28 protein-coding genes are annotated in these 21,278 nt (G+C 54.6%); 13 read left to right on the forward strand and 15 right to left on the reverse strand.

Annotated features, from left to right (window positions below):
• The first annotated feature begins 62 nt into the window (after window positions 1-62).
• The 12 genes from tusD to WC392_05945 all read left to right on the forward strand — a co-directional run bounded on the left by tusD (window position 63) and on the right by WC392_05945 (window position 10,538).
• Window positions 63-422 carry a sulfurtransferase complex subunit TusD gene (gene tusD, locus WC392_05890; GenBank protein ID MFA5241895.1) on the forward strand — a complete coding sequence of 120 codons (360 nt, stop codon included), beginning with the start codon at window positions 63-65 and terminating at the stop codon, window positions 420-422.
• 15 nt (window positions 423-437) lie between these two features.
• Window positions 438-845, forward strand: a complete 408-nt coding sequence (tusC, locus tag WC392_05895) for a sulfurtransferase complex subunit TusC (GenBank protein ID MFA5241896.1) — start codon at window positions 438-440, stop codon at window positions 843-845.
• 7 nt (window positions 846-852) lie between these two features.
• Entirely contained in the window at window positions 853-1,158 is a 306-nt protein-coding gene (gene tusB, locus WC392_05900) for a sulfurtransferase complex subunit TusB (protein ID MFA5241897.1), read from the forward strand.
• A gap of 40 nt (window positions 1,159-1,198) precedes the next feature.
• Window positions 1,199-1,531, forward strand: coding sequence for a TusE/DsrC/DsvC family sulfur relay protein (locus tag WC392_05905; protein ID MFA5241898.1), 333 nt, complete (start codon window positions 1,199-1,201; stop codon window positions 1,529-1,531).
• 123 nt (window positions 1,532-1,654) lie between these two features.
• Window positions 1,655-2,407, forward strand: a complete 753-nt coding sequence (locus WC392_05910) for a respiratory nitrate reductase subunit gamma (protein MFA5241899.1) — start codon at window positions 1,655-1,657, stop codon at window positions 2,405-2,407.
• A gap of 61 nt (window positions 2,408-2,468) precedes the next feature.
• Window positions 2,469-4,040, forward strand: coding sequence for a 4Fe-4S dicluster domain-containing protein (locus WC392_05915; GenBank protein ID MFA5241900.1), 1,572 nt, complete (start codon window positions 2,469-2,471; stop codon window positions 4,038-4,040).
• A 73-nt stretch (window positions 4,041-4,113) separates the two neighbouring features.
• Entirely contained in the window at window positions 4,114-6,120 is a 2,007-nt protein-coding gene (locus tag WC392_05920; GenBank protein ID MFA5241901.1) for an NAD(P)-binding protein, read from the forward strand.
• 3 nt (window positions 6,121-6,123) lie between these two features.
• Window positions 6,124-6,663: a hypothetical protein gene (locus tag WC392_05925; protein MFA5241902.1), complete on the forward strand. Its 540-nt coding sequence runs from the start codon at window positions 6,124-6,126 to the stop codon at window positions 6,661-6,663.
• 8 nt (window positions 6,664-6,671) lie between these two features.
• Window positions 6,672-7,418: a 4Fe-4S dicluster domain-containing protein gene (locus tag WC392_05930; GenBank protein MFA5241903.1), complete on the forward strand. Its 747-nt coding sequence runs from the start codon at window positions 6,672-6,674 to the stop codon at window positions 7,416-7,418.
• Window positions 7,419-7,423: 5 nt separating this feature from the next.
• Window positions 7,424-8,626, forward strand: coding sequence for an NrfD/PsrC family molybdoenzyme membrane anchor subunit (gene nrfD, locus WC392_05935; GenBank protein ID MFA5241904.1), 1,203 nt, complete (start codon window positions 7,424-7,426; stop codon window positions 8,624-8,626).
• Between the two features lie 112 nt (window positions 8,627-8,738).
• The gene (locus WC392_05940) at window positions 8,739-10,151 is read left to right on the forward strand and encodes a cobyrinate a,c-diamide synthase (GenBank protein MFA5241905.1); all 1,413 of its coding nucleotides are present in this window, start codon (window positions 8,739-8,741) and stop codon (window positions 10,149-10,151) included.
• A gap of 15 nt (window positions 10,152-10,166) precedes the next feature.
• A complete protein-coding gene (locus WC392_05945; protein ID MFA5241906.1) occupies window positions 10,167-10,538 on the forward strand; it encodes an iron-sulfur cluster assembly accessory protein in 372 nt (123 codons plus the stop codon).
• Between the two features lie 187 nt (window positions 10,539-10,725).
• Here WC392_05945 and WC392_05950 read toward each other — a convergent pair whose 3' ends face one another.
• Entirely contained in the window at window positions 10,726-10,932 is a 207-nt protein-coding gene (locus WC392_05950; GenBank protein MFA5241907.1) for a hypothetical protein, read from the reverse strand.
• 73 nt (window positions 10,933-11,005) lie between these two features.
• On the opposite strand from WC392_05950, the gene WC392_05955 reads away from it, so the two are divergent.
• Entirely contained in the window at window positions 11,006-11,533 is a 528-nt protein-coding gene (locus tag WC392_05955; GenBank protein ID MFA5241908.1) for a cyclic nucleotide-binding domain-containing protein, read from the forward strand.
• Window positions 11,534-11,563: 30 nt separating this feature from the next.
• On the opposite strand, the gene WC392_05960 is transcribed toward WC392_05955, so the two are convergent.
• From WC392_05960 to WC392_06025, 14 genes are read right to left on the reverse strand one after another with little or no spacing between them, the layout of a single operon-like run.
• Window positions 11,564-12,181 carry a flavin prenyltransferase UbiX gene (locus WC392_05960; GenBank protein ID MFA5241909.1) on the reverse strand — a complete coding sequence of 206 codons (618 nt, stop codon included), beginning with the start codon at window positions 12,179-12,181 and terminating at the stop codon, window positions 11,564-11,566.
• Between the two features lie 26 nt (window positions 12,182-12,207).
• On the reverse strand, window positions 12,208-12,786 hold the full coding sequence (locus tag WC392_05965) for a surface-adhesin E family protein (protein ID MFA5241910.1): 579 nt from the start codon (window positions 12,784-12,786) through the stop codon (window positions 12,208-12,210).
• Window positions 12,783-13,322, reverse strand: coding sequence for a Gx transporter family protein (locus tag WC392_05970; protein MFA5241911.1), 540 nt, complete (start codon window positions 13,320-13,322; stop codon window positions 12,783-12,785). Before WC392_05970 ends, WC392_05965 begins: the two co-directional genes overlap by 4 nt.
• A complete protein-coding gene (locus WC392_05975) occupies window positions 13,303-13,671 on the reverse strand; it encodes a NusG domain II-containing protein (protein ID MFA5241912.1) in 369 nt (122 codons plus the stop codon). Before WC392_05975 ends, WC392_05970 begins: the two co-directional genes overlap by 20 nt.
• Window positions 13,668-14,504 (reverse strand): RNase adapter RapZ, encoded by an 837-nt coding sequence (gene rapZ / locus WC392_05980; GenBank protein ID MFA5241913.1) that lies wholly within the window; start codon window positions 14,502-14,504, stop codon window positions 13,668-13,670. Before rapZ ends, WC392_05975 begins: the two co-directional genes overlap by 4 nt.
• Window positions 14,505-14,509: 5 nt before the next feature.
• Window positions 14,510-15,457, reverse strand: a complete 948-nt coding sequence (hprK, locus tag WC392_05985; protein MFA5241914.1) for an HPr(Ser) kinase/phosphatase — start codon at window positions 15,455-15,457, stop codon at window positions 14,510-14,512.
• Entirely contained in the window at window positions 15,438-15,911 is a 474-nt protein-coding gene (gene ptsN, locus WC392_05990) for a PTS IIA-like nitrogen regulatory protein PtsN (GenBank protein ID MFA5241915.1), read from the reverse strand. Before ptsN ends, hprK begins: the two co-directional genes overlap by 20 nt.
• A 30-nt stretch (window positions 15,912-15,941) precedes the next feature.
• Window positions 15,942-16,262: a ribosome-associated translation inhibitor RaiA gene (gene raiA, locus WC392_05995; protein ID MFA5241916.1), complete on the reverse strand. Its 321-nt coding sequence runs from the start codon at window positions 16,260-16,262 to the stop codon at window positions 15,942-15,944.
• Between the two features lie 32 nt (window positions 16,263-16,294).
• On the reverse strand, window positions 16,295-17,740 hold the full coding sequence (locus WC392_06000) for an RNA polymerase factor sigma-54 (protein MFA5241917.1): 1,446 nt from the start codon (window positions 17,738-17,740) through the stop codon (window positions 16,295-16,297).
• A gap of 39 nt (window positions 17,741-17,779) precedes the next feature.
• Window positions 17,780-18,502, reverse strand: a complete 723-nt coding sequence (lptB, locus tag WC392_06005; protein MFA5241918.1) for an LPS export ABC transporter ATP-binding protein — start codon at window positions 18,500-18,502, stop codon at window positions 17,780-17,782.
• A gap of 7 nt (window positions 18,503-18,509) precedes the next feature.
• Window positions 18,510-19,109 carry a lipopolysaccharide transport periplasmic protein LptA gene (lptA, locus tag WC392_06010; protein ID MFA5241919.1) on the reverse strand — a complete coding sequence of 200 codons (600 nt, stop codon included), beginning with the start codon at window positions 19,107-19,109 and terminating at the stop codon, window positions 18,510-18,512.
• Window positions 19,090-19,725, reverse strand: a complete 636-nt coding sequence (gene lptC / locus WC392_06015) for an LPS export ABC transporter periplasmic protein LptC (protein ID MFA5241920.1) — start codon at window positions 19,723-19,725, stop codon at window positions 19,090-19,092. Before lptC ends, lptA begins: the two co-directional genes overlap by 20 nt.
• Window positions 19,662-20,186 (reverse strand): 3-deoxy-manno-octulosonate-8-phosphatase KdsC, encoded by a 525-nt coding sequence (kdsC, locus tag WC392_06020; GenBank protein MFA5241921.1) that lies wholly within the window; start codon window positions 20,184-20,186, stop codon window positions 19,662-19,664. The genes lptC and kdsC overlap by 64 nt, the downstream gene beginning before the upstream one ends.
• Before the next feature lie 11 nt (window positions 20,187-20,197).
• Window positions 20,198-21,172 (reverse strand): KpsF/GutQ family sugar-phosphate isomerase, encoded by a 975-nt coding sequence (locus tag WC392_06025; GenBank protein ID MFA5241922.1) that lies wholly within the window; start codon window positions 21,170-21,172, stop codon window positions 20,198-20,200.
• Between the last annotated feature and the right edge of the window lie 106 nt (window positions 21,173-21,278).

Genomic DNA, 21,278 nt, shown 5'->3' on the forward strand with positions numbered 1-21,278 from the left:
CATACAAAGCGGTGATGAAGATTATCTCTATTTTATAATTTATTGATACAGGACATTCAGGGATGAAATTCGGAATTTTGATAAATGAAGGTCCCTACAATCATCAGTCTTCAGATTCGGCCTATCAGTTTTGCAAGGCTGCGATTGAGAAGGGGCACGAGATAGACCGCGTGTTTTTTTACCATGATGGTGTGAATAACGCGACCAAACTAACCGAACCGCCGGCAGACGACCGTAATATTGTTCAGCGCTGGAGTAAGTTGGCTGAAGAGCATAACGTGGATTTGGTGGTGTGTGTGGCTGCTGCGCTGCGCCGCGGTATTGTCAATGACAATCTGGCTGCCGGATTCCGGATTTCCGGATTGGGACAGTTGGTTGAGTCTGGTATCCGCTCAGATCGCCTCGTGACCTTTGGCGATTAAGTTAGGAGTAAATTTATGAGTGAAAGCACGGGAGGTATCGAAATGGAAGAAGACATGTCCGGTACCGTAAAAAAATTCGCCTTCATCAATCGTAAGGCGCCATACGGAACGATCTACGCATTGGAGTCGCTGGAAGTGGTGCTGATCAGCGCCGCTTTCGATCAGGATGTCAGCCTGGTGTTTGCGGATGATGGTGTTTACCAGCTCAAAAAAGGGCAGGCAACCAAGGCAGTGGGGATGAAAAATTTCTCTCCGACCTACCGCGCTCTCGAGGGCTACGACATCGAGAAGTTGTATGTCGAAAAGGAATCAATGGAGGCCCGTGGCCTGACCGCCGACGATCTTATCGTTGACGTGGAAGTGCTGGCTGCCGATGAAATGGCTGCGCTGCTCGAAGAGCAAGACGTGGTTCTTAGTTTCTAGGAGGGGGATGCAGATGTTGCACATCGTGAATAAATCGCCGCTGGACAGAAACTCTCTCGAAAGCGCCTTGCGTATGGTCAAGCCGGGTAGCACCATTCTTCTCATCGAAGATGCTATCTATGCCGTGACCAAGGGCAACAAAGTTGAGGGCCAGATAAAAGAGGCCATGAAGAACTGCTCCGTATGCGCTCTTTGGCCAGACCTTGAGGCACGCGGCATGCAGGATACCGTGATTGACGGCGTTAAGCAGGTGGATTACAACGGCTTCGTGGACCTTGTGGCAGAGAGCAAATCCTTGATGTCTTGGCTGTAAAAGCAACGCTTTTTGATTATTTGATTATAAGGAGAAACACATGGGCTTCGAAATTAACGGTAAGACTTATGAAACAGATGAAGAAGGTTACCTGGTAAACCTGGCTGAGTGGGATGAAGAAGCAGCCAAATACCTGGCTATCGAAGAAAAAGTAGAGATGACTGAACAGCACTGGGAAGTGATCAATTTCCTGCGTGAGTACTACAACGATTATCAGATCGCACCGGCTGTACGTGTTCTGACTAAGGCGATCGGTAAAAAACTCGGGCCTGAAAAAGGCAACAGCAAGTACCTGTATGAACTGTTCCCATATGGTCCCGCCAAGCAGGCTTGTAAAATTGCCGGCCTGCCTAAGCCGACCGGTTGCATCTAAGTATAAAGCAAGGCGAGTTTTTGGCCGTAACCTCCATGCCAAAGCATGGGGGTTACGTTCGAAGCTCCCAAGAATAACTGCAACAAGCCAAGCTTGTTGATCGAACTACTCCAGGGGATGTACATGTCGCTTCTGACCGTACTGTTTGCGTGCCTGTTTTACGCAGCCACCGCGATTTTGGTGGGCGGGTTGATTCTCAAGATCCGTACTTATGCGCGCACGCCAGCGCCTTTGAAGATTCCAACTACTCCAGCGCCTACGACCAAGACTGGCGTGGTTTTGCGTATGACACGCGAAGTGACTTTGTTTGAGAGCCTCTTCAAGTCCAATAAATGGATTTGGCTGTTTGGCTATCTGTTCCATATATCGCTTCTGTTGGTTACCTTGCGCCACCTTCGCTATTTTACAGAACCTGTATGGGCACCGATTGAAATGATCCAGCCATTCGGAATGTACGCCGGATTTGCCATGGTCGCCGGATTAGGTGGACTTTGGGCAAGGCGTTTTCTGGTGGATCGGGTGCGTTATATCTCGACACCTTCGGATCATCTGATGCTCATTTTGTTGATTGCAATCGGCCTTACTGGTCTTGGAATGAAGTTTGTTGCACACACAGATATCGTCGCGGTCAAGGCGTTCATGCTCGGCTTGATGGTGTTTGATTTGCAGCCACTGCCAGCAGATCCGGTGTTGCTGGTGCATCTCACGCTAGTGGCCTTGTTAATGACAATTTTTCCGATCAGCAAACTTCTGCATGCGCCGGGCATTTTCTTCAGCCCAACTCGCAATCAGACGGATGATCCAAGAGACCGGCGCCATATTTCACCGTGGGCTGCCAAGCTGGAATCCAGTGCGCAATCCAGGTCCGATGCATAATTTGCTAGTGGCTCGGTTTTAAAGAAACAAGCATTAACTACAAAAGTAAGCAGGAGGAATAGTGGCAGCTCCAAAATTTGATGTGCCAAAGCTGACGGGATTTATTGATGTGCCTTCAGTTAAAGAGGGTGCGTCTGCACATATCAAATCATTTCCTGCCTCTGATGTCATTCAGGAGGGCATTGGCTTTCCTGGACCTTTGCCGGAGGGTTGGCACGATAAGGCCATCGCCAAGATGGGTGATCTGCTTGGAAGGTACCGCTCGCTCCAGGTTTTCATGGATGCATGTGTGCATTGTGGCGCCTGCACCGACAAGTGCCATTACTTTATTGGCACCGCTGATCCGAAGAATATGCCGGTTGCCCGCCAGGAATTGATGCGTAGTGTTTACCGCCGTCATTTTACCTTTGCGGGAAAATACTTTCCCTCGCTGGTCGGGGCGAAAGATCTGACAGAAGAGCTCTTGCAGGACTGGTACAGTTATTATTACCAGTGCTCCGAATGCCGTCGTTGCTCGGTATATTGCCCCTATGGAATTGATACCGCCGAAGTCACGATGGCTGGTCGCGAGATTCTGGATACTGTTGGTATCGGTCAAAAATATACCAATGAAATTATTGGTAAAATGCATAAGATAGGTAACAACCTGGGTCTGCCTGGCCCTGCTCTGGCAGATACCCTGGAAGGACTGGAAGAAGATATATTCGACGCCACGGGTGTGCCAGTAAAATTACCGCTCGATGCAAAAGGCGCTGAAATCATGCTGGTAACCCCATCGGCTGATTTTTTTGCCGAGCCTCATGTGGAAAGTCTGATTGGTTATGCGAAGGTATTCCACGCAGCCGGCATCAGTTGGACGTTGAGTTCAAAGGCGTCCGAAGCAGGCAATTTTGGCTTGTTCATCGGCAGTTACGATAACATGCGTCGAGGTGCGATGCGTATTCGTGATGCTGCTCTGGATCTTGGCGTGAAGCGGATTGTAGTCGGTGAATGCGGCCACGCCTGGCGTGTTGCTTACAGCTTCTGGAATACTCTTACCGGTGTCGGCCATGGCGGTGAAGATCCTTTTGCAAGACAATTGCAGCAACAACTTGATCCAAAATACCCCGCACCGCAGCATATTTGCGAATTTACTTACGACCTGATTCAGCAGGGTAAGTTGAAATTCGACAAATCGTTAAATGATCATCGCACGATTACATTTCATGATTCCTGTAACGTTGCTCGCGGTTCACGTATGAGTGACATGCCCGGTGGACAGTTTGTTATTCCGCGTGAAATCATCAAGGCCGTGGCCAATAATTTTCACGACATGCAGGCTGAAACCATTCATGAAGGAACGTTCTGTTGCGGTGGTGGTGGTGGATTGCTGACTGACGACCTGATGGAACTTCGTGTCAAGGGCGCGCTGCCGAGAATGGAGGCTTTCAATAATGTGGTGAAGGCCAAGCAGGTCAATTTCCTGGCGCTGATCTGTGCGATTTGCAAGTCGCAGTTTAGCAAGGTGATACCGTACTACGGTTTTGATATGAGCATGGTGGGTGGTGTGCACCAATTGGTTGCCACGGCCATTCTGCTTGAAGTACCGGAAGAGACAGAACAAGAATCTGAAGCTGAAGAGTCCGAAGCATAAGTTTTATTACGTAAAGTGCTTGCGTCATTAGTACGCACGCCATTCAATATTTGTAGATTAGGAGATTGCATACATGTCCGCCTCATCCGAAGAAATGAAAGACACGAAACTGAACTACCGCCGTTACAAAGATGGTCAGAACACAAACGATTGGCGTCAGCTGCAGGACAAGTTTTTCCAGGCAGGCTGGACTCATAAGTGCCCTGAATATGTGCTTTCCACCCCCCCATGCCAGGGCAGCTGCCCCGCAGGTGAGGATATCCGCGGATACCTCAATATTGTACGTGGCATTGAAAAACCGCCAAAAGATAGCAACTGGCAGACCTATGCTTTCCAGCGCATTACCCAGGCTAACCCATTTCCATCCGTGATGGGCCGTGTTTGCCCGGCGCCATGCGAAAGCGGCTGTAACCGTAACCAGGTCGATGACTTTGTGGGCATCAACTCGGTTGAGCACTTTGTCGGCGATTATGCGATTGCCAACAAGCTGACGCTGCCACAGGCTGGCGCCAGCACCGGTAAAAAAGTAGCGCTGATCGGTGGCGGCCCTGCCTCCATGTCGGCAGCTTACCAGTTGCGCATGAAAGGCCATGCCTGCACGATTTTTGATGACCATGCCCATCTGGGTGGCATGATGCGCTACGGTATTCCAGGCTTCCGTACTCCACGTGAAGTGCTTGATGCGGAAATCCAGCGCATTATTGATCTGGGCGTTGAAGTGAAATTGAATACCCGGATTGGCGTGGATGTCACGCTGGAGCAACTGGAAAAAGATTACGACGCGATTTTCCTGGGTATGGGCGCACAATCTGGCCGCATGCTACCAGTCCCGGGTTTTGATGCAGCCAACTGCGTGAACGCAATGGCTTTCCTCCGTGCCTTCAATGATGGCCGTCTGCAACACGTTGGCAAGCGCGTGGTGGTGATTGGCGGTGGCGATACCTCAATCGACGTGGCTACGGTAGCCCGCCGTCTGGGTAACATCACAGTGGCGACCGAGTCTGACCGTCCCGAGCATATCATTGCTGGTCAGGTTGCTCACGACGTGGCCGCAGTTTCTGCCCGCGAAGGAGCCGAGGTTATTCTTGTTTCGCGTGCGGCTATCGACAAGATGAACGCCAACAAGCATGAAATCGAACAGGCGCTGGCCGAAGGTATCGAAATTATTGGCGGCGTGACCCCGATTTCGGTAATTAAAGGCGCTGATGGCCGTGCTACTGCGCTGCGTGTGGCCGAGTTTGAAGTCGTTAAGGGTGAAACCATTATCAAGACGGGTACGGAAAAGGATATTCCCGCTGATCTTATCGTTTCTGCAATTGGCCAGGCTGTCGATTTCACTGGCTTTGACGGTTTTGACAACGGTAAGGGCCTGATTAGCGCCAACAAGAATTACGAAGTACCGAACAAGAAAGGTTACTTTGTCGGTGGCGACGTAATTCGTCCTCATCTCCTGACTACTGCTATCGGCCATGGCTCCATTGCAGCTGAGAGCATCGACGTGTATCTGAAGGGTGAGGCACAGGACAAGCGGCCGAAGATCGATGTGCACCACTGGGATCTGGTGCGCAAACTGGTTGAAACCGAACATGCGCCTGCTGGCTTTAAAGCTGCCGACAAGGAAGAACTTGTTAAGGCTGAAAAATTTGCCAAGGACATCGATCTGGGTCTTCGTGGCACAGATAGCGCAAAATACGCAGTGCATAACTTCGAGGATCGCTCGGACAAATACGTGATTCCTTCCAATGAATTGTTCCTTGGCCACTTCCCGTTTGTTGCGCGCAACAAACGGGAACACATCACGCTGAATGCCGCGCAGGCACTGGGCCATTTCGAAGAGCGTTTAATGAAGCTCGACGACAAGCAGGTCGTGGCGGAAGCAAAGCGTTGCATGAGCTGCGGTTTGTGCTTTGAATGTGACAACTGTGTGGTGTATTGCCCGCAAGTGGCTGTGTTCAAGGTCAAGCGTACTGACTCCACTACTGGTCGCTATGTTGATACCGACTACTCCAAGTGCATCGGCTGCCATATCTGTGCAGACGTGTGTCCGACTGGGTACATCAAAATGGGTATGGGTGAGTAAACAATGGTCAGCCTGGTAAAATTGCGCGCGATGCTGCGTTGGCAGAGGAGGGCCTTGCTGGTAACTCTGCTGGCGGCTGGCTCCATCGCGACGGCATCGGCGGATGCTCATGTGGGTTCTTCTGGCAGTCGTGTGGCCATGCCTGTTCATACGGAGGCATCTGGCGACAAATGCGTGAAGGATACGCCGTACATGAGGCGTCACCACATGGACGTACTCAAGCATCAGCGCAACGACACCATGCGCAAGGGTATTCGTACCACAGAATTCAGTCTTCAGGGTTGTATAGACTGCCATGCTGACAAGCAAACAAACAGCGTGCTGGGGAAGGATGGATTCTGCCAGAGTTGTCACTCATACGCGGCGGTTAAGCTGGACTGCTTCGAATGTCATTCAAGCAAGCCAAAGGCGGCCACTGCTTTTCGCTCCATTGACAAGCAGAGCATGAAAGCAGGGGCGGAGTCTGGCCTGGCTGCAAAAATGCCGCAGGAAATGCAGGCTGTTTCTTTAGAACCCAACACCACAGGCGGGGCAAGTAAATGAGTCACAATGTGGACAAAACCAATGATGATAAGCCGAGCGACGGGAGCCGCCGCCAGTTTATCGGTTATGGCGCTGCCATGGCAGGTCTGGCGATAGCACCAGGCGTCACTTTGTTTGATCTGGCCCATGGCCGTGCTCCCGAAGAGGCAGCATCCAACAAGGTACGCTGGGGCATGCTGATCGATACTGGAAAGTGTGCAAGCGGATGCAATGACTGTGTATCGGCCTGTGGCAAGGAGAATGGTTTCTCCGGTTCCCGCGAAACTGATTCTCAGTGGATTCGCAAGGTTGAAATCAAGGACCTGCGCAACGGACAATCGCACAGTTTGCCCATGATGTGCCAGCACTGCGAGCATCCGCCATGTGTTGACGTATGTCCGACAGGCGCGTCTTTCAAGCGCGCTGACGGCATTGTTTTGGTGGACCGTCATATCTGTATCGGCTGCCGGTATTGCATGATGGCGTGCCCATACAAAGCGCGTTCTTTCGTGCATGAAGAATTGCATGATCAGAATCCCGACGTGCCACGCGGCAAGGGCTGTGTGGAGTCCTGCACGCTGTGTGTTCACCGTGTTGACAAAGGGGGGCAGCCAGCTTGTGCCGAGGCCTGTTCCGAAGCAGGGCATAACGCAATCCTGTTTGGGGACCTGAACGATCAGAACAGTGAAATTTCCAAACGTGTTACGAAGCTTGCGACAACTCAGGTGCGTGCTGATCTGGGCCTTAATGTTGGCATTCGTTATCAGGGAATATAAGCGACATGAATATTGACGCATTTCGTAAAATTGAGGGGCGTGCTTTTTACGCGCTTGCCGGCTTGCTTGGTCTGGTTGCCCTGATTGGGCTGGGGGCTGCCCATTATATGGAAACACATGGTCACGTCGTGACCGGGATGAACAACCAAATCGTGTGGGGCCTGCCTCATGTGTTTGCAATTTTCATGATCGTCGCAGCATCGGGCGTCCTTAACATTGCTTCGATTGGTTCCGTGTTTGGCAAACCTGTTTACAAGGCTCGTGCGCCACTCTCCGGCCTTCTCGCCATTGCATTGCTGGCTGGCGGCCTGACCGTGCTGATGCTGGATCTAGGCCGTCCGGATCGTCTGATCGTTGCGATGACCCATTTCAACTTCAAGTCGATTTTTGCGCTCAATGTGATTTTGTACACCGGCTTTTTTGCCATCGTGGCCATATATATCTGGACCATGATGGACCGGAAAATGTATGCATACTCGAAATATGCAGGTTTCTCCGCTTTTATCTGGCGTCTGGCACTGACCACGGCAACCGGCTCCATCTTTGGTTTTCTGGTCGCCCGGCAAGCATATAATTCAGCGATTCTCGCGCCCATGTTCATTATCATGTCATTTTCATTCGGTCTGGCAGTGTTCATTCTGGTCCAATCTTTCATGTATGCATGGAATGGCATGAAGCTTGACCCAGCGATTCTGCGCCGCATGAAGAATCTGCTGGCTACATTTGCCGGAGCGGTACTCTACTTCACCATTGTCTACCATCTTACAAATCTTTATTTCGCCAAGCAGGCCAGCTTCGAGAGATTCATACTGCTTGATGGCGGGGTGTTCACGAATCTATTCTGGGTTGGACATATTCTGATTGGTACCTTGATTCCGATTGGACTGCTTCTGCACCCCACCATTGGCGCCAAGCTGAAAACGGTGCTCCTGGCGTCTTCATTGATTATTCTGGGTGGATTTGCGCAGCTGTATGTTCTTCTTATCGGTGGACAGGCATTTCCGCTCGATATATTTCCGGGAATGCAGGTAAGCAGCTCATTCTTTGACGGCGCTATTCAGCACTACAGCCCAACACTGCCTGAATTCCTGCTTGGCCTGGGAGGATTGGGAATTGCGTTGCTGATCACTACCATTGCGGTACGAGTGCTTAATTTTTTGCCACGGGATGATGCACATCATTCCAGCAAGGTGGCTGCCACCGACTAAACGCCGAATTGCCGGCATAACCCGAAGTAGGCTGCAGGTAATGGAAGCTATATGAATAGCCTCTTGCCATGCAGCTACTTCGGGTTAATCGTTTCTGGAGTTGCTTAGATCCATGTCACGCCTGCTAATCTCTGCGGCTCACAAATCCTCCGGCAAAACAACCGTCAGTATTGGCCTGTGTTCTGCCCTCACGCAACGTGGTCTCAATATCCAGCCTTTCAAGAAAGGCCCGGATTACATTGATCCGATGTGGCTAGGCGCTGCAAGTGGACGTCCGTGCCGCAATCTGGATTTTTACCTGATGGCGCGCGAAGAGATTGTTGCCACGGTCCAGCAATACGCTGTCGGGGCCGATCTGAGCCTGATCGAAGGGAACAAGGGCCTGTATGACGGGCTTGACCTTGATGGCAGCAACAGTAATGCCGCACTGGCTGAATTGCTGCATGCGCCTGTGGTGCTGGTCATTGATGCGCGCGGCATGACGCGTGGAATAGCGCCGCTGATCCTGGGTTATCAGGCTTTTGATCCTGACATCCGCATTGCGGGCGTAATTCTCAATAATCTGGGTGGCGCAAGGCATGAAAGCAAGCTGCGCGCGGTGATTGAGCACTACACCGATGTTCCGGTTCTGGGCGCCGTTCACCATGATTCCCGCTTGCAGATAACCGAGCGGCACCTTGGATTGATGCCCAGCAATGAGTCCAGCGAAGCGTTAAAGCATATTCAGGAGATAGGCCGGGTGGTAGGTGGACAGGTTGATCTCGATTCCCTGATAAAAATTTCGGCAAGCGCCCCAGCTCTGGAACCGGTCGCTTTCAAGCTGGACACGCTGGATATTGCCGTGCCTTCGGAGCTTAAACTACGGATAGGTGTCGCGCGGGATCAGTCTTTTGGCTTTTACTACGCGGATGACCTGCAGGCTCTGCGCGCTGCCGGAGCCGAGATTGTCAATGTCGATACACTTCACGATGAGAAATTGCCGGAACAACTGGACGGATTATTCATCGGTGGCGGCTTCCCGGAGTTGTTCATGGAACAGCTCGAACAGAACATCAGCCTACGTCAGCAAATACATGCAGCAATCGAATCAGGATTGCCTGTCTATGCTGAATGTGGCGGATTGATGTATCTGGCGCGTAGTTTGTCATGGCAAGGCAAAACCTGCAAAATGGTTGGCGTCATTCCGGCGGACGTGGTTATGCACGGCAAACCGGTGGGGCGTGGTTATGTCCGCGTGCGTTCAACAGGAAGATGCCAGTGGCCGGGAGAAGAGCCCGGACGTGAGTTGCTGGCTCATGAATTTCACTACTCGAGCCTGGAAAATGTCGAAACTGACCTCAAATATGCGTTTGAAGTCCGGCGTGGGCACGGCATTGATGGTAAAAATGACGGTATTGTGTACAAGAACCTGCTTGCCTGCTACACGCACTTTCGCTCTCTCCATAGCTACAATTGGGCGAAGCGCTTCGTGGAGTTTGTCCGGGAAGTTAAGTCCCGGGACAATAGCAAGGTATGTATGGATTAATCAAAGGAGAATGACATGGTAAAAATAACTGCTGAAGCCGCTTTACAAGTTCAGAACGCTGCCGCTCAGGCGGGCGCAGAAGGCATGGCGCTAAGAATTGCTGCGAAGCGTGATTATGAAGGCGCTATCGAGTATGGAATGGGATTCGATGAGCAGGCCGATGATGACATGCTGATTGAATCAGAAGGTCTTAAATTGCTGGTGGCCAAGCAAAGCCAGGCGCTTCTTGGCGGAGCAATACTGGATTTCGTGGAAATGAGCCCTGGTAATTTCCAGTTCATATTCATTAATCCCAATGACACAGCCGGCTCTTCCTGCGGAAGCGGTGGCGGTAAATCCAGCGGCGGTTGCGGTGGTTGCGGTGGAGGTGGAGGCGGTTGCCACTAACCACTGAGCCAAGATGGGCAAATCCGATCTTGTCTTAATCGAAAGCCGTCTGAATGTGGAAGTCTTTCATGGTGAGGCAAAGCTTCTCTCAGGCCGGGTGCGGGTGACTTCATGCAGGGCGCCAGGAGTCGCCGCAGGCAGTGATGATGGGTAAGGCGATTCTACTGCCGTACGATGAAAATGAATTTTATTGTTCTCTGGATTTTTGTTCCAGCATGCGGGCGTGCTCTTCTGTTGTTTGCTCGACTCCCTTGGCTTTGTCCAGCGCCTGACGCTCAGACTGGAACAGGGTAGAGGCAGGGGTCTTGGGTGTCGGCGGCTGGTAGGGTTTTTGTTCCTCGCCGCAGGCAGCCAGGACCAAACTTGCTGAAGCAAGTATCCACAACAATTTCATGGCAATCTCTAGATGGTTGGACTGACATCATTCTCGCCTGCCGTCACCCACGAATCAAGCACAAGGAGCCGCAATGCCGAGCAAGGTTGAAAAACCGGCGCGCATCAAGGGAAACAAAAAGAAACAGAACCCGGACCTCGCGGTGTTCTTGGCTCGTCAGTACCTATGCCAGCCACTCAAAACTTCAGAAATCAAGACCTTGCTTAAATATCTGACACTGCGCCAGTTTAATGAAGGCGATATCCTGGCGGATATCGGCGAGGTGGGTGAGGCGCTCTATCTGGTTGTGCAGGGTGAAATTGCGCTGGTGGTGGCAGAAAAGAAAAAGGAATACGAGATCGTGCGCGAGGGGCCGGGAGAAATGCTTGGCATCATGTCGTTCTTCGATCGCAAGCCCCGTTCCGTGAGGCTGGTTGCGCGCGCCCCGGACACTCAGGTGTTGCGCCTCTCTCGTGCCATGTATAAGCGTATGAAAGTGGAACATCCCTTTATCGCCATCAACTTGGTGGAACATGCCCTGATCAATCTTGACCGCTTGTTCCGCAAGGTGAGCAATGATTTCGCCCAGTTTGCACATCATTTGTATGGGACGGGCAAGTAAGTAACCATCCCCGGCCATGTTCGGGGTAGCTCAGGGGAGGGATTCTCCCCAACGCTGCATGAGCTGATGGGGGATATTGAGCTGGTCAAGAATGCGCGCCACCACGAAATCCACCAGATCCTGCACGCTGGCGGGATGGTGATAAAAGCCAGGATTCGCTGGCAAGATGACGGTGCCGAGGCGTGCCAGTTTGAGCATGTTCTCGAGGTGAATGGCGGAAAACGGCGTCTCCCGGGGTACCAGGATCAGCTTGCGCTGTTCTTTCAGGCTGACGTCAGCGGCACGTTCGATCAGGTTGTCGCTCATGCCCGCGGCAATGGCCGCCAGGGTGCCCATGGTGCAGGGGCACACCACCATGGCGTCAGCAACGCTGGTGCCGGATGCGATGGGCGCGAACCATTCGTCGCGACCGAAAACCAGGAGTTTGCCGGGTAAGTGCTGGTGTTGTTCGCGCAACAGATGTTGAACCTCGCGGCTGCTGGAAGGGAGAGTGAGCCCCATTTCCTGCTGAGCCACGATTTGCGCTGCCTGTGAGTAGAGCAGGTAGACTGTTTTGTCCGCGGCCAGCAGGGATTCCAGCAGGCGCATGGCGTAGGGCATGCCGGATGCGCCGGTGAATGCAAGGGTGATGGTCTGGGCAGGATTCATTGTTCGAGATTAAACCACGAGAAAGCCTAATTCACCACCGCAGGAGGAGGGGAAGCCGCTGGAATGGCCGCCTTTTCCGCTTGATCCGGTAGCACCGCCTTTTCTGCTGGCGGCGTGGAATCTTCGCCTGACTTCCCAGGCAGTGGAGCCGGCTTTACTTTGCCGCTTTCGGCTTCCCCGGCCTCATCTACCGCTTTTCGCCGCGTGGCTTCCTGCTTTTGCCGCACCAGTTCGCATACGGTCTTTTCGAAGACATCTCCTACCGTGTCGGGAATGATGGGGGCGGATTCACCTTCGTGACTGGCGATATACTCGATGGTGTTGCCATCGCCAGCATAAAGCAGGTAACTGATCAGCTTCAGCGTGTGTTCGGCGCAGTGAATGCGTTCACGATAAAGGCCACTCACAGCAGCCTGGCCCTTTACCGTTGCCGGTTTTCTGAATGCCACCTTCTTCCAGTAGGTGATTTCATCGCCATTGATGTAAAGCTTGGAGCGGTCGTAAAAATACTGGTCGCCTTCCGCCAGCGGGCGGACCCTGATCCAGTCCGCCGCAGTGGCGGGCAGGCTCAGCAGCAGCAGGAAGATCAGAACGGCTGGTTTCATGTCTGTATCGGTAAAGGCGGATGGCGCGGCTCGTCAAGGAGGCGGACCGCAATCAGTCCGTTGACGATGCCGAACAGCAGTGCCGCAGCGGCAAATACCGGTGCCAGATAAAGCACACCGGCATGCGGGATAAGCCAGAAATAGACCACGCCCAGTTGTGCGGCAATATGGGCGAATGCGGCCAGGATGCTATGGGTGACCGGCCCGAAAGTGTCGGAAGGCAGCTTGCATGCGGCCCCCAGCACGAGCAGGCTGATCAGCGCGCCAGAAAAGCTCAGGACAAAACCAGGCGTGAGAAATGTGCCAAGCAGAAGACTTCCGGCCATGACGCGCAGCAGGGAAACCCAGGCAGCCGCACGCCAGCCGAAGCGTTGCAACACCAGTAGCGTGATGATGTTGGCCAGGCCGGGCTTGATACCGGGCAGTGGCGAGGGTAGTGCGGCTTCCGCCAGAGACAGCCCGATGGCGAATGCGGCCATGCGCGCAATACGGTGATCTTCCTGGCTGGCAGGAAGCTTAATAACTGAGTGAGTCATAATGTCTGGCAGCACCGAGCAGTTCCACGCTGACCTGGTTGGGAAGGCACAGGGCGGCTTCTCCCGCACGTGAGATCCAGCCCTGTTTGACGCAGTATTGACGCGGGCTGGGGTCGCTGGCGACGCGGACACGATGATTCTCGACAGTAATCAGCGTGGTGCCGAGCGGCCCGCTGATTTCAAAGTTCCGGTTGCGCGTCAAATCCGTTTCTTCCACGATCTTGCCGCCACTGCGAATGATCAGGCTGGTGCCTTTGCTTCCACCCCAAAATGTCAGGAACAGGTAAGCAACCAGCATCATGCCTGCGAGAATGGCCAGCCAGTCCCCGGCTTTTAACCCCCGGTTCATGTCAGCTCACGATGCCTGATCAGCACCTGATACTCGCTGGTGAACTGGGTGGCCAGCGTTTCTGCAAAGAATACAGAACGGTGCTGTCCGCCCGTGCACCCCAGGGCAATGGTTAAATAACTGCGATTGTCGCGAATGAAACAGGGCAGCCAGTCGGCCGCGAAGCGGCTGATGTCGCCCAGCATTTTTTGCACCATGGGGTCTTTCTGCAAAAATGTCCGGACCTCCGCATCCTTGCCGGTGAGCGGGCGCAGGACCGGATCGTAATGCGGGTTGGGAAGACAGCGGACATCGAACACGAAATCGGCGTCCAGCGGTATGCCATGCTTGAAGCCGAATGACTGGAACAACAGTGTCAGCCGGGAGCGGTCGAGCTTAATGAAATCCTTGATCCAGGCACGCAGGGTGTTGGGCGATATTTCGCTGGTATCCATGCGGTGGCCGAGGTCACTGACTGCCTCAAGCTGTTCCTGTTCACGTTCGATGCATTCCGTGAGTGTGCGGCCCTGATCGCTCAGGGGGTGGCGGCGCCTGGTTTCGCTGAAGCGTTTGACCAGTTCATCGGTCTTGGCTTCCAGGAACAGCACGCGCACGTCCAGCCCTTTCTGGCGTAAATTTGTGATGCTCTGCGGCAGCTGGTTGAGGTCGCTGCTGCTGCGTGAATCGACGCTGATCGCGGCCTGCTTGACGCCGCTGTCAAGCAGGTAGTGGGCAGTCTCGGTGAGCAGTGGCAGAGGAAGGTTGTCGACGCAAAAATAACTGCTGTCCTCGAGAACATTGAGGGCGATGCTTTTACCCGAACCGGATAAGCCGCTGACCAGGATGAGTTGCATGGGCGTCAGTTGGCGAACTTGTCTTCGGCCATCATGCGGTCATGGCGCTCAATGAACTGCTGGGTGCTATTGATGCCGCGCAGTTGCAGGATGTGATTGCGCGCCGCAACTTCGACCAGCACCGCGATATTGCGGCCAGCCGCCACCGGGATGCGTACTTCGGGGATGGTGGTGTCGAGAATCTGCTGCGAGTAGGCATCGATCTGCAATCGGTCCAGGGACATGGTTTTTTCAGTCAATTTTTCCAGATGCACGATCAGCCGGAGATTCTTTTTCAGCTTGACCGCGTTTTCTCCGAACAGCGCGCGGATATCCAGCACACCGAGTCCGCGCACTTCGAGAAAGTCTTGCAGCATGACCGGGCAGCGGCCTTCAAGGGTGTCGGGAGATACCTGGTAGAACTCCACCACATCGTCTGCCACCAGGCGGTGGCCGCGCGTAATCAGTTCCAGCGCAAGCTCGCTTTTTCCCACGGCGCTGTCGCCGGTAATCAGCAAGCCCATTCCCTGCACTTCCATGAATACGCCATGGCGCACCGTGGATTCTGCCAGCACTTGCGCCAGGTAATGGCGCAGTACGTTCATCATGTCGGGACTCTGTTCCTGAGAGGTGAACAGCGGCGTCAGGGTGCGGTCGGCCGCCTCCTTGAGCAATTGGGGCACGCTTTCCCCGTTGGCGACAATGATTGCCGCCAGCTCGGTGCTGAACAGATTGTTGACGGACTGGTTCAGGGCTTCCGGCGTCAGGCTGCGCAAGTAATCCATTTCCGCGCAGCCCAGTACCTGTACGCGGTTGGGATGCACGAAATTGAGGTAGCCGATCAGCGCCAGTGAGAGTTTCTGTACCGTGTCGCTGGTCAGCAGCTTGTTTCCGCCCCCTTTGCCGGCCACCCACGCCAGGCCGAGCTTGTCGCCCTTGTCCGCAAAAAGCTGATTAACGCTTATTTGCGGCATGGGGCGCCCAGGTGGTGAGAAGGTGGTGCAGGGTTTCGCGGTCGCGGCTGGCATTCAGTTGCTCGCGCAAATGGTGGTCGCTGAACATGTGAGCCAATTCACCCAGAATCTGCAGGTGCAGATCGGTCGCCTGTTCCGGCACCAGCAGCACGAAAAGCAGCGACACCGGCGCGCCGTCCGGGGCATCGAAGGGGATCGGCTCTTTCAGGTGTACAAATACACCCAGGGTATCCTGCAGGCCCTTGATTCGCCCGTGCGGAATGGCGATGCCATGTCCGAGGCCGGTAGAGCCCAGTTTTTCGCGCGCGAACAGGCTGTCGAATATCTTGCTGCGGCCGAGATGCAGGCTTTGTTCCAGCATTTCGCCGACATGCTCGAAAGCCCGTTTTTTGCTCCCCACATCGAGTTCCGCGATGACATTCTCGGGTGGGAGTATTTTTGCGATGAGCTCCATGGCTTAACCTCGGACGTCAAATGACAACTGTTATTCCTCGGCAGCCTGGTGTTTTACATCACTGTGGTGGTTGCCATTTTTTTCCTTGTGCTTGAGGATCTGACGATCCAGCTTGTCCACCAGGGAATCAATCGCGGCATACATGTCTGCATCTTCGGACTGTACAAATACGTCATTTCCCCTCATGTGGACGCTTACTTCTGCTTTTTGAACAAGTTTTTCGACAGACAGAATGACCTTGACGTCAATGACCTGATCGAAGTGGCGGGTAATTTTGTCCAGCTTGCTGGTGACGTAGTCGTGAATGGCAGGGGTTACATCTACGTGGTGGCCGGTGATAGTCAGGTTCATGATTCATACTCCTTGTAATAAAAATCTTGGGGTTAGAGAGACTTGCGTAGTGAAACTGCGGGGATTTGTAATGCCTCGCGGTATTTGGCAACGGTACGGCGGGCGACCACGATACCCTGTTGTGCCAGAATTTCAGTAATCTGGGTATCGCTGAGCGGTTTCTTGCTGTTTTCTGCCCCTACCAGTTGCTTGATCAGGGCGCGGATGGCGGTGGCCGAGCAGGCGCCACCGGTTTCGGTCGCCACATGGCTGCCGAAGAAGTATTTCAGTTCGAAAATTCCTCTGGGTGTGAGCATGTACTTCTGCGTGGTGACACGGGATATCGTGGATTCATGCAGGCCGACTTCTTCCGCAATCTCGCGCAGCACCAAGGGCCGCATGGCGACTTCGCCATGTTCGAAAAAGTGTTTCTGCCGATCCACGATGGCTTGTGATACTCGCAGAATGGTATCAAAGCGCTGTTCGATGTTCTTGACCATCCAGCGCGCTTCCTGCAGCTGGCTGGCGAGTTGCTGTCCGCCACCCTCCCGGTTGCGGCTCAGAATATCGGCATACATGCGGTTGACGCGCAGCTTGGGCATGGCCTCGCGGTTCAGGCTGGCGACCCACATGCCTTTGATCTTTTTGACGATGACATCGGCCACGACGTAGCGCGTGTCAGCGGCGGCGAAGACCGAGCCCGGCCGGGGGTTGAGATGAGTGATAAGATGCTGCGCGCCACGTAGATTGTCATCATCACACTGCAACAGCTTTTTCAGCTTGTTGTAATCCCTGCTTGCCAAATGTTCAAGATATTGCCGGGTAATTCGCAGGGCAATATCGCGATAATGCGTATCTGACGGCAAGGCCTCAAGCTGCAGAGCCAGGCATTCACCCAAGTTACGGGCGCCAACACCCAGCGGCTCGAAATTCTGCAAATGTTTCAGGGCAGTGTCGATTTCCAGCGGGTCGATCTCCAGCTCGGCGGGCAACATTTCTGCAATCTCGTCCAGGCTCTGCGTCAGATAACCGTCATCACTGAGCGCGTCGATCATCAGCGACACAATGGTGCGATCGCGCAGCGGAAGCTGGGTAAGATTGAGTTGCCAGTTCAGATGATCGCGCAAGCTGGTGACGCCCGCATCTTGCTGCGGGTAATCCGGTTCGTCATTGTCATCGCGCATGCCGTGGGAGGGGGCTGATTCATTCCAGATGTCATGGTCATCAGCGAAGCTGTCTTCCTGCTGCGGCGGCTCGCCGCTTTCCTCCGCTGGCGCTACTGCGGTTTCCTGCCCGGCCGGGCCAAATGATCCGGCTTCTTCTGTGCTGGTGGTGCCGGAATCCGGTTCAACGCGTTCCAGCAGGGGGTTGTTCTCGAGGAACTGCTCCAGCTCCTGGTTAAGCTCCAGCGAGGACAGCTGCAGCAATCGTATTGACTGCTGCAGTTGCGGGGTCAGGGCCAGGTGTTGGGAAAGCTTGAGCTGGAGGCTTTGTTTCATGGGCAATTGGTTTCCTGAAAGTGGAAACTCAGGGCCGTGTCATAGGCGGAAATGTTCGCCGAGATATACTTTTCTCACGGCTTCATTATAAACGATTTCCTCCGGTTTGCCGCTGGCCAGAACCAGGCCGTCGTTAATGATGTAGGCGTGATCGCAGATGCCGAGAGTCTCGCGCACATTGTGGTCGGTGATCAGCACGCCGATATCGCGTTCGGAGAGAAAGCGGATGATTTTCTGGATTTCCAGCACGGCGATGGGGTCCACGCCGGCAAAGGGCTCGTCAAGCAGGATGAAGCGCGGGTTAGAGGCCAGCGCACGGGCGATTTCCACCCGCCGCCGTTCGCCGCCGGACAGGCTCAGGGCGGGGTTGTCGCGCAGGTGGTGGACATGCAGTTCATGCAGCAATTCGTCGGTCTGCCGCGCCACTTCCTCACTGCTCAAACCGCGTAATTCAAGAATGGCGGCCACATTCTCCGCCACCGTGAGCTTGCGAAAAATAGAGGCCTCCTGGGGCAGGTAACTAAGACCCAGGCGGGCGCGACGATGAATCGGCATGCGGCTCAACTCGCTACCGTCCAGCCGGATACTGCCGCCATCAAGGGGAACCAGCCCCACCATCATGTAAAAGCTGGTGGTTTTTCCTGCGCCATTCGGGCCCAGCAATCCCACTACTTCGCCACTGCGGACGCTGAGGGAGACATCCTTGACGACGGTGCGGGATTTATAGCATTTTTTCAGGCTGCTAACCGTGAACTCGCTCATTTGGAATTCATTCCGATCCCGGATTGGCAATATTTTCAGCGCCACGCAACGGGAGCGGCGCAGGCGTTGTGGCGCCTTCCTTGGGTTTGGGCAGGATGATGGCGCGCACGCGTCCTTTCTCCTTGCCCGGCGCCGCTGCTTCCTTGCCGCCGCCGACGACCTGGAAGAATTCTGTTTTGACATCGTAGGAAATGTAATTGCCGCGCACTTCGTCCTGATTGCGCTTCATCCGGGCCTGGGTGAAAAGCTCCGCCTTTTCGGCCCGGGCGTCATATTCGATGCGTAGCCCGTAACCTTCGATATATTCATTCGTGCCTTCGCGTTTTTGCCGGAAACTGGCCGGATTGCCATAGGCAGTAGCATGCTGCATGCCCGCTGTGTCTTCCTTGACTACCAGCTTGTCAGCGCGAATCAAGAGGGTGCCTTGAGTCAGTTGTACATTTCCCTGATAGATGCTGACCTTGCTGGCGTCGTCGAGGTTGACGGTGTCCGCTTCCAGGTTGATGGGCTTGCTGCGATCTGCCTGCTCAGCATGGCCTGAGGTAGGGAGAAGCAGGAAACACAGGCATCCAAAGGCGGCTGCAAGTCTAGATCTTGGGTTTTTCATAATGCCCTTTTACGCGCGAAAGCAGTTTGACGGCCTGGGTGCGGTTGTTGAGTTCCATTCCGGTGGCGGTGATGAGCGCGGCCGGGGTTTTAATCGTGACTGCCTTATGGGTGCGGGCAATTTCCTGGTCCGGCGTAATATGCAGGTAGTCCGTGTGGATCGTCAACCAGCCTTTTTCCGCGCCGGCTTCACGGAGGACCTCGACCTGGCTGGTAAGGTAAACCTCTTCGCCATTGCCGGAAACCAGGCCTTGCTGGGCCTGGATGTGTACCGGCGGCTTTTGCGCGCTCATGGCAATAAAATGCGGGCGGGTCAGATGAGTAGTGTCGTCGTCCGGGAAGTGCTCCAGCTTGACCGCAGCCAGGGTATGCAGCGGCAGGCCGTCCGGCCCCATGCGCCGGGCGAAGAAATTCTTCACCCAGTAGTCCGGGTCGTGGCGTGTGCTGCCATCACGCTTTTCCAATGGTGCCTGAACCGTGCTGTTGAGCCAAAAAGTGAGTAAGGCGAGCAGGCCCAGCAGCGCAAGAGGGAGCCAAAGCGAGAGGCGTTCGCTTATTTGAGATAAACGGATAACTGCGCCTCCAGGGTGTCTTGCGCCTGCATGATCAGTTCGCAGACTTCACGTGCTGCGCCTCGCCCCCCCTCCTTGAGCGTGACGTAATGAGCGTGTTGCTTCACCCGGTCCGGCGCCTGGGGCACCGTGAGCGACAGCCCGCAGCGGCGCATGGCAGGCAGGTCCACCACGTCATCGCCCATGAATGCGCATTGCTCGAAGCGGATGCCCAGCTTCTCCGTGAGGTGCTGAAATGCTTCCAGCTTGTCGTGTACGCCTTGATAGAGGTAGGTGATGCCGAGATTTTGGGCCCGGTGAGTCACGACTTTCGAGGTGCGTCCGGTGATGATGGCGATTTCCACCCCGCTGTTTTTAAGCATCTTGATGCCGTGGCCATCGAGGGAGTGGAATGCCTTGTATTCCTGGCCGTCATCGCCGAGAAAAAGGCTGCCATCGGTGAGCACGCCATCCACATCAAAAATCATTAGCCTGATGTTGCGCGCCAGTTCGTAAACTGCTTGCATCGTGTCGTCCCTTAAACCACGCCTGCGCGCAGCAGGTCGTGCATGTTGAAGGCGCCCACCAGCCGGCCCGATTCGTCGGCGGCCAGCAATCCGTTGATTTTGCGCTGTTCCATGAATTGCACCGCTTCCGCCGCCAGCCGGTTTGGCAGGATGGTGAGCGGTTGGGTGGTCATCACCTCGCGGATGGGGGTGGCGCGGATATCCAGCGGAGAATCCAGGTGACGGCGCAGATCGCCATCGGTGAACAGGCCCAGTATGTGGTCGTTGGCGTCCACCACCGCGGTCATGCCCAGCCCTTTTTTGGTCATTTCCAGCAGTGCTTCACTCAGGCTGGCATCGGCATGCACTTTGGGCAAGGCTTCGCCCTGATGCATCACATCCTGCACATGCACCAGCAGGCGGCGGCCAAGCGCCCCTCCAGGGTGGGAGCGGGCAAAATCTTCCTTGCCGAAGCCGCGCGCATCCAGCAGCGCGACTGCCAGCGCATCTCCCAGCGCCAGCGTTGCAGTGGTGCTGGCGGTCGGCGCCAGTCCCAGCGGGCAGGCTTCCTGCGTCACGCTGGCATCGAGATGGAGATCGGCTTCGCGCGCCATGGTGGACTGGGGGTTGCCGGTCATGGTGATGAGTTTGGCGCCCAGACGCTTGATCAGCGGAACGATGGCCACCAGCTCCGGGCTTTCGCCGGAATTGGACAGGGCAATGACCACATCCTGCGGCGTGATCATGCCCAGGTCGCCATGGCTGGCTTCGCCGGGGTGTACGAAGAAGGACGGTGTGCCGGTGCTGGCAAGGGTGGAGGCGATTTTCCCTGCGATATGACCCGATTTTCCCATGCCGCTGACGATGATGCGTCCCTTGCAGATCAGGCACAATTCGACCGCGCAGGTGAAGTTATGATCGAGGCGCGCGCTCAGTGCATGGATGGCATCGGCTTCGATGGCCAGAACCTGGCGAGCCAGGGCCAGAATTTTTTCGGGTGAAGTCATCAGGATTGGCCGGAGAGCGTTGCCCAACCGGCGTATAAATAAAGTCATGATAGTATAAGGCCGAACGCGCACAGGATAAAGCTGTGCCGCTTTTTGAGGACTTTAA

It is taken from the genome of Sulfuricella sp. (genome assembly GCA_041651995.1).
Classification (GTDB): domain Bacteria; phylum Pseudomonadota; class Gammaproteobacteria; order Burkholderiales; family Sulfuricellaceae; genus Sulfurimicrobium.

What these genes read in the sequence shown, in the direction of transcription:
- tusD (MFA5241895.1), top strand. Translation starts at nt 63, where the DNA reads ATGAAATTCGGAATTTTGATAAATGAAGGTCCCTACAATCATCAGTCT.
- tusC (MFA5241896.1), top strand. Translation starts at nt 438, where the DNA reads ATGAGTGAAAGCACGGGAGGTATCGAAATGGAAGAAGACATGTCCGGT.
- tusB (MFA5241897.1), top strand. Translation starts at nt 853, where the DNA reads ATGCAGATGTTGCACATCGTGAATAAATCGCCGCTGGACAGAAACTCT.
- WC392_05905 (MFA5241898.1), top strand. Translation starts at nt 1,199, where the DNA reads ATGGGCTTCGAAATTAACGGTAAGACTTATGAAACAGATGAAGAAGGT.
- WC392_05910 (MFA5241899.1), top strand. Translation starts at nt 1,655, where the DNA reads ATGTCGCTTCTGACCGTACTGTTTGCGTGCCTGTTTTACGCAGCCACC.
- WC392_05920 (MFA5241901.1), top strand. Translation starts at nt 4,114, where the DNA reads ATGTCCGCCTCATCCGAAGAAATGAAAGACACGAAACTGAACTACCGC.
- WC392_05925 (MFA5241902.1), top strand. Translation starts at nt 6,124, where the DNA reads ATGGTCAGCCTGGTAAAATTGCGCGCGATGCTGCGTTGGCAGAGGAGG.
- nrfD (MFA5241904.1), top strand. Translation starts at nt 7,424, where the DNA reads ATGAATATTGACGCATTTCGTAAAATTGAGGGGCGTGCTTTTTACGCG.
- WC392_05940 (MFA5241905.1), top strand. Translation starts at nt 8,739, where the DNA reads ATGTCACGCCTGCTAATCTCTGCGGCTCACAAATCCTCCGGCAAAACA.
- WC392_05945 (MFA5241906.1), top strand. Translation starts at nt 10,167, where the DNA reads ATGGTAAAAATAACTGCTGAAGCCGCTTTACAAGTTCAGAACGCTGCC.
- WC392_05950 (MFA5241907.1), bottom strand. Translation starts at nt 10,932, where the DNA reads ATGAAATTGTTGTGGATACTTGCTTCAGCAAGTTTGGTCCTGGCTGCC.
- WC392_05955 (MFA5241908.1), top strand. Translation starts at nt 11,006, where the DNA reads ATGCCGAGCAAGGTTGAAAAACCGGCGCGCATCAAGGGAAACAAAAAG.
- WC392_05960 (MFA5241909.1), bottom strand. Translation starts at nt 12,181, where the DNA reads ATGAATCCTGCCCAGACCATCACCCTTGCATTCACCGGCGCATCCGGC.
- WC392_05965 (MFA5241910.1), bottom strand. Translation starts at nt 12,786, where the DNA reads ATGAAACCAGCCGTTCTGATCTTCCTGCTGCTGCTGAGCCTGCCCGCC.
- WC392_05970 (MFA5241911.1), bottom strand. Translation starts at nt 13,322, where the DNA reads ATGACTCACTCAGTTATTAAGCTTCCTGCCAGCCAGGAAGATCACCGT.
- WC392_05975 (MFA5241912.1), bottom strand. Translation starts at nt 13,671, where the DNA reads ATGAACCGGGGGTTAAAAGCCGGGGACTGGCTGGCCATTCTCGCAGGC.
- rapZ (MFA5241913.1), bottom strand. Translation starts at nt 14,504, where the DNA reads ATGCAACTCATCCTGGTCAGCGGCTTATCCGGTTCGGGTAAAAGCATC.
- hprK (MFA5241914.1), bottom strand. Translation starts at nt 15,457, where the DNA reads ATGCCGCAAATAAGCGTTAATCAGCTTTTTGCGGACAAGGGCGACAAG.
- ptsN (MFA5241915.1), bottom strand. Translation starts at nt 15,911, where the DNA reads ATGGAGCTCATCGCAAAAATACTCCCACCCGAGAATGTCATCGCGGAA.
- raiA (MFA5241916.1), bottom strand. Translation starts at nt 16,262, where the DNA reads ATGAACCTGACTATCACCGGCCACCACGTAGATGTAACCCCTGCCATT.
- WC392_06000 (MFA5241917.1), bottom strand. Translation starts at nt 17,740, where the DNA reads ATGAAACAAAGCCTCCAGCTCAAGCTTTCCCAACACCTGGCCCTGACC.
- lptB (MFA5241918.1), bottom strand. Translation starts at nt 18,502, where the DNA reads ATGAGCGAGTTCACGGTTAGCAGCCTGAAAAAATGCTATAAATCCCGC.
- lptA (MFA5241919.1), bottom strand. Translation starts at nt 19,109, where the DNA reads ATGAAAAACCCAAGATCTAGACTTGCAGCCGCCTTTGGATGCCTGTGT.
- kdsC (MFA5241921.1), bottom strand. Translation starts at nt 20,186, where the DNA reads ATGCAAGCAGTTTACGAACTGGCGCGCAACATCAGGCTAATGATTTTT.
- WC392_06025 (MFA5241922.1), bottom strand. Translation starts at nt 21,172, where the DNA reads ATGACTTCACCCGAAAAAATTCTGGCCCTGGCTCGCCAGGTTCTGGCC.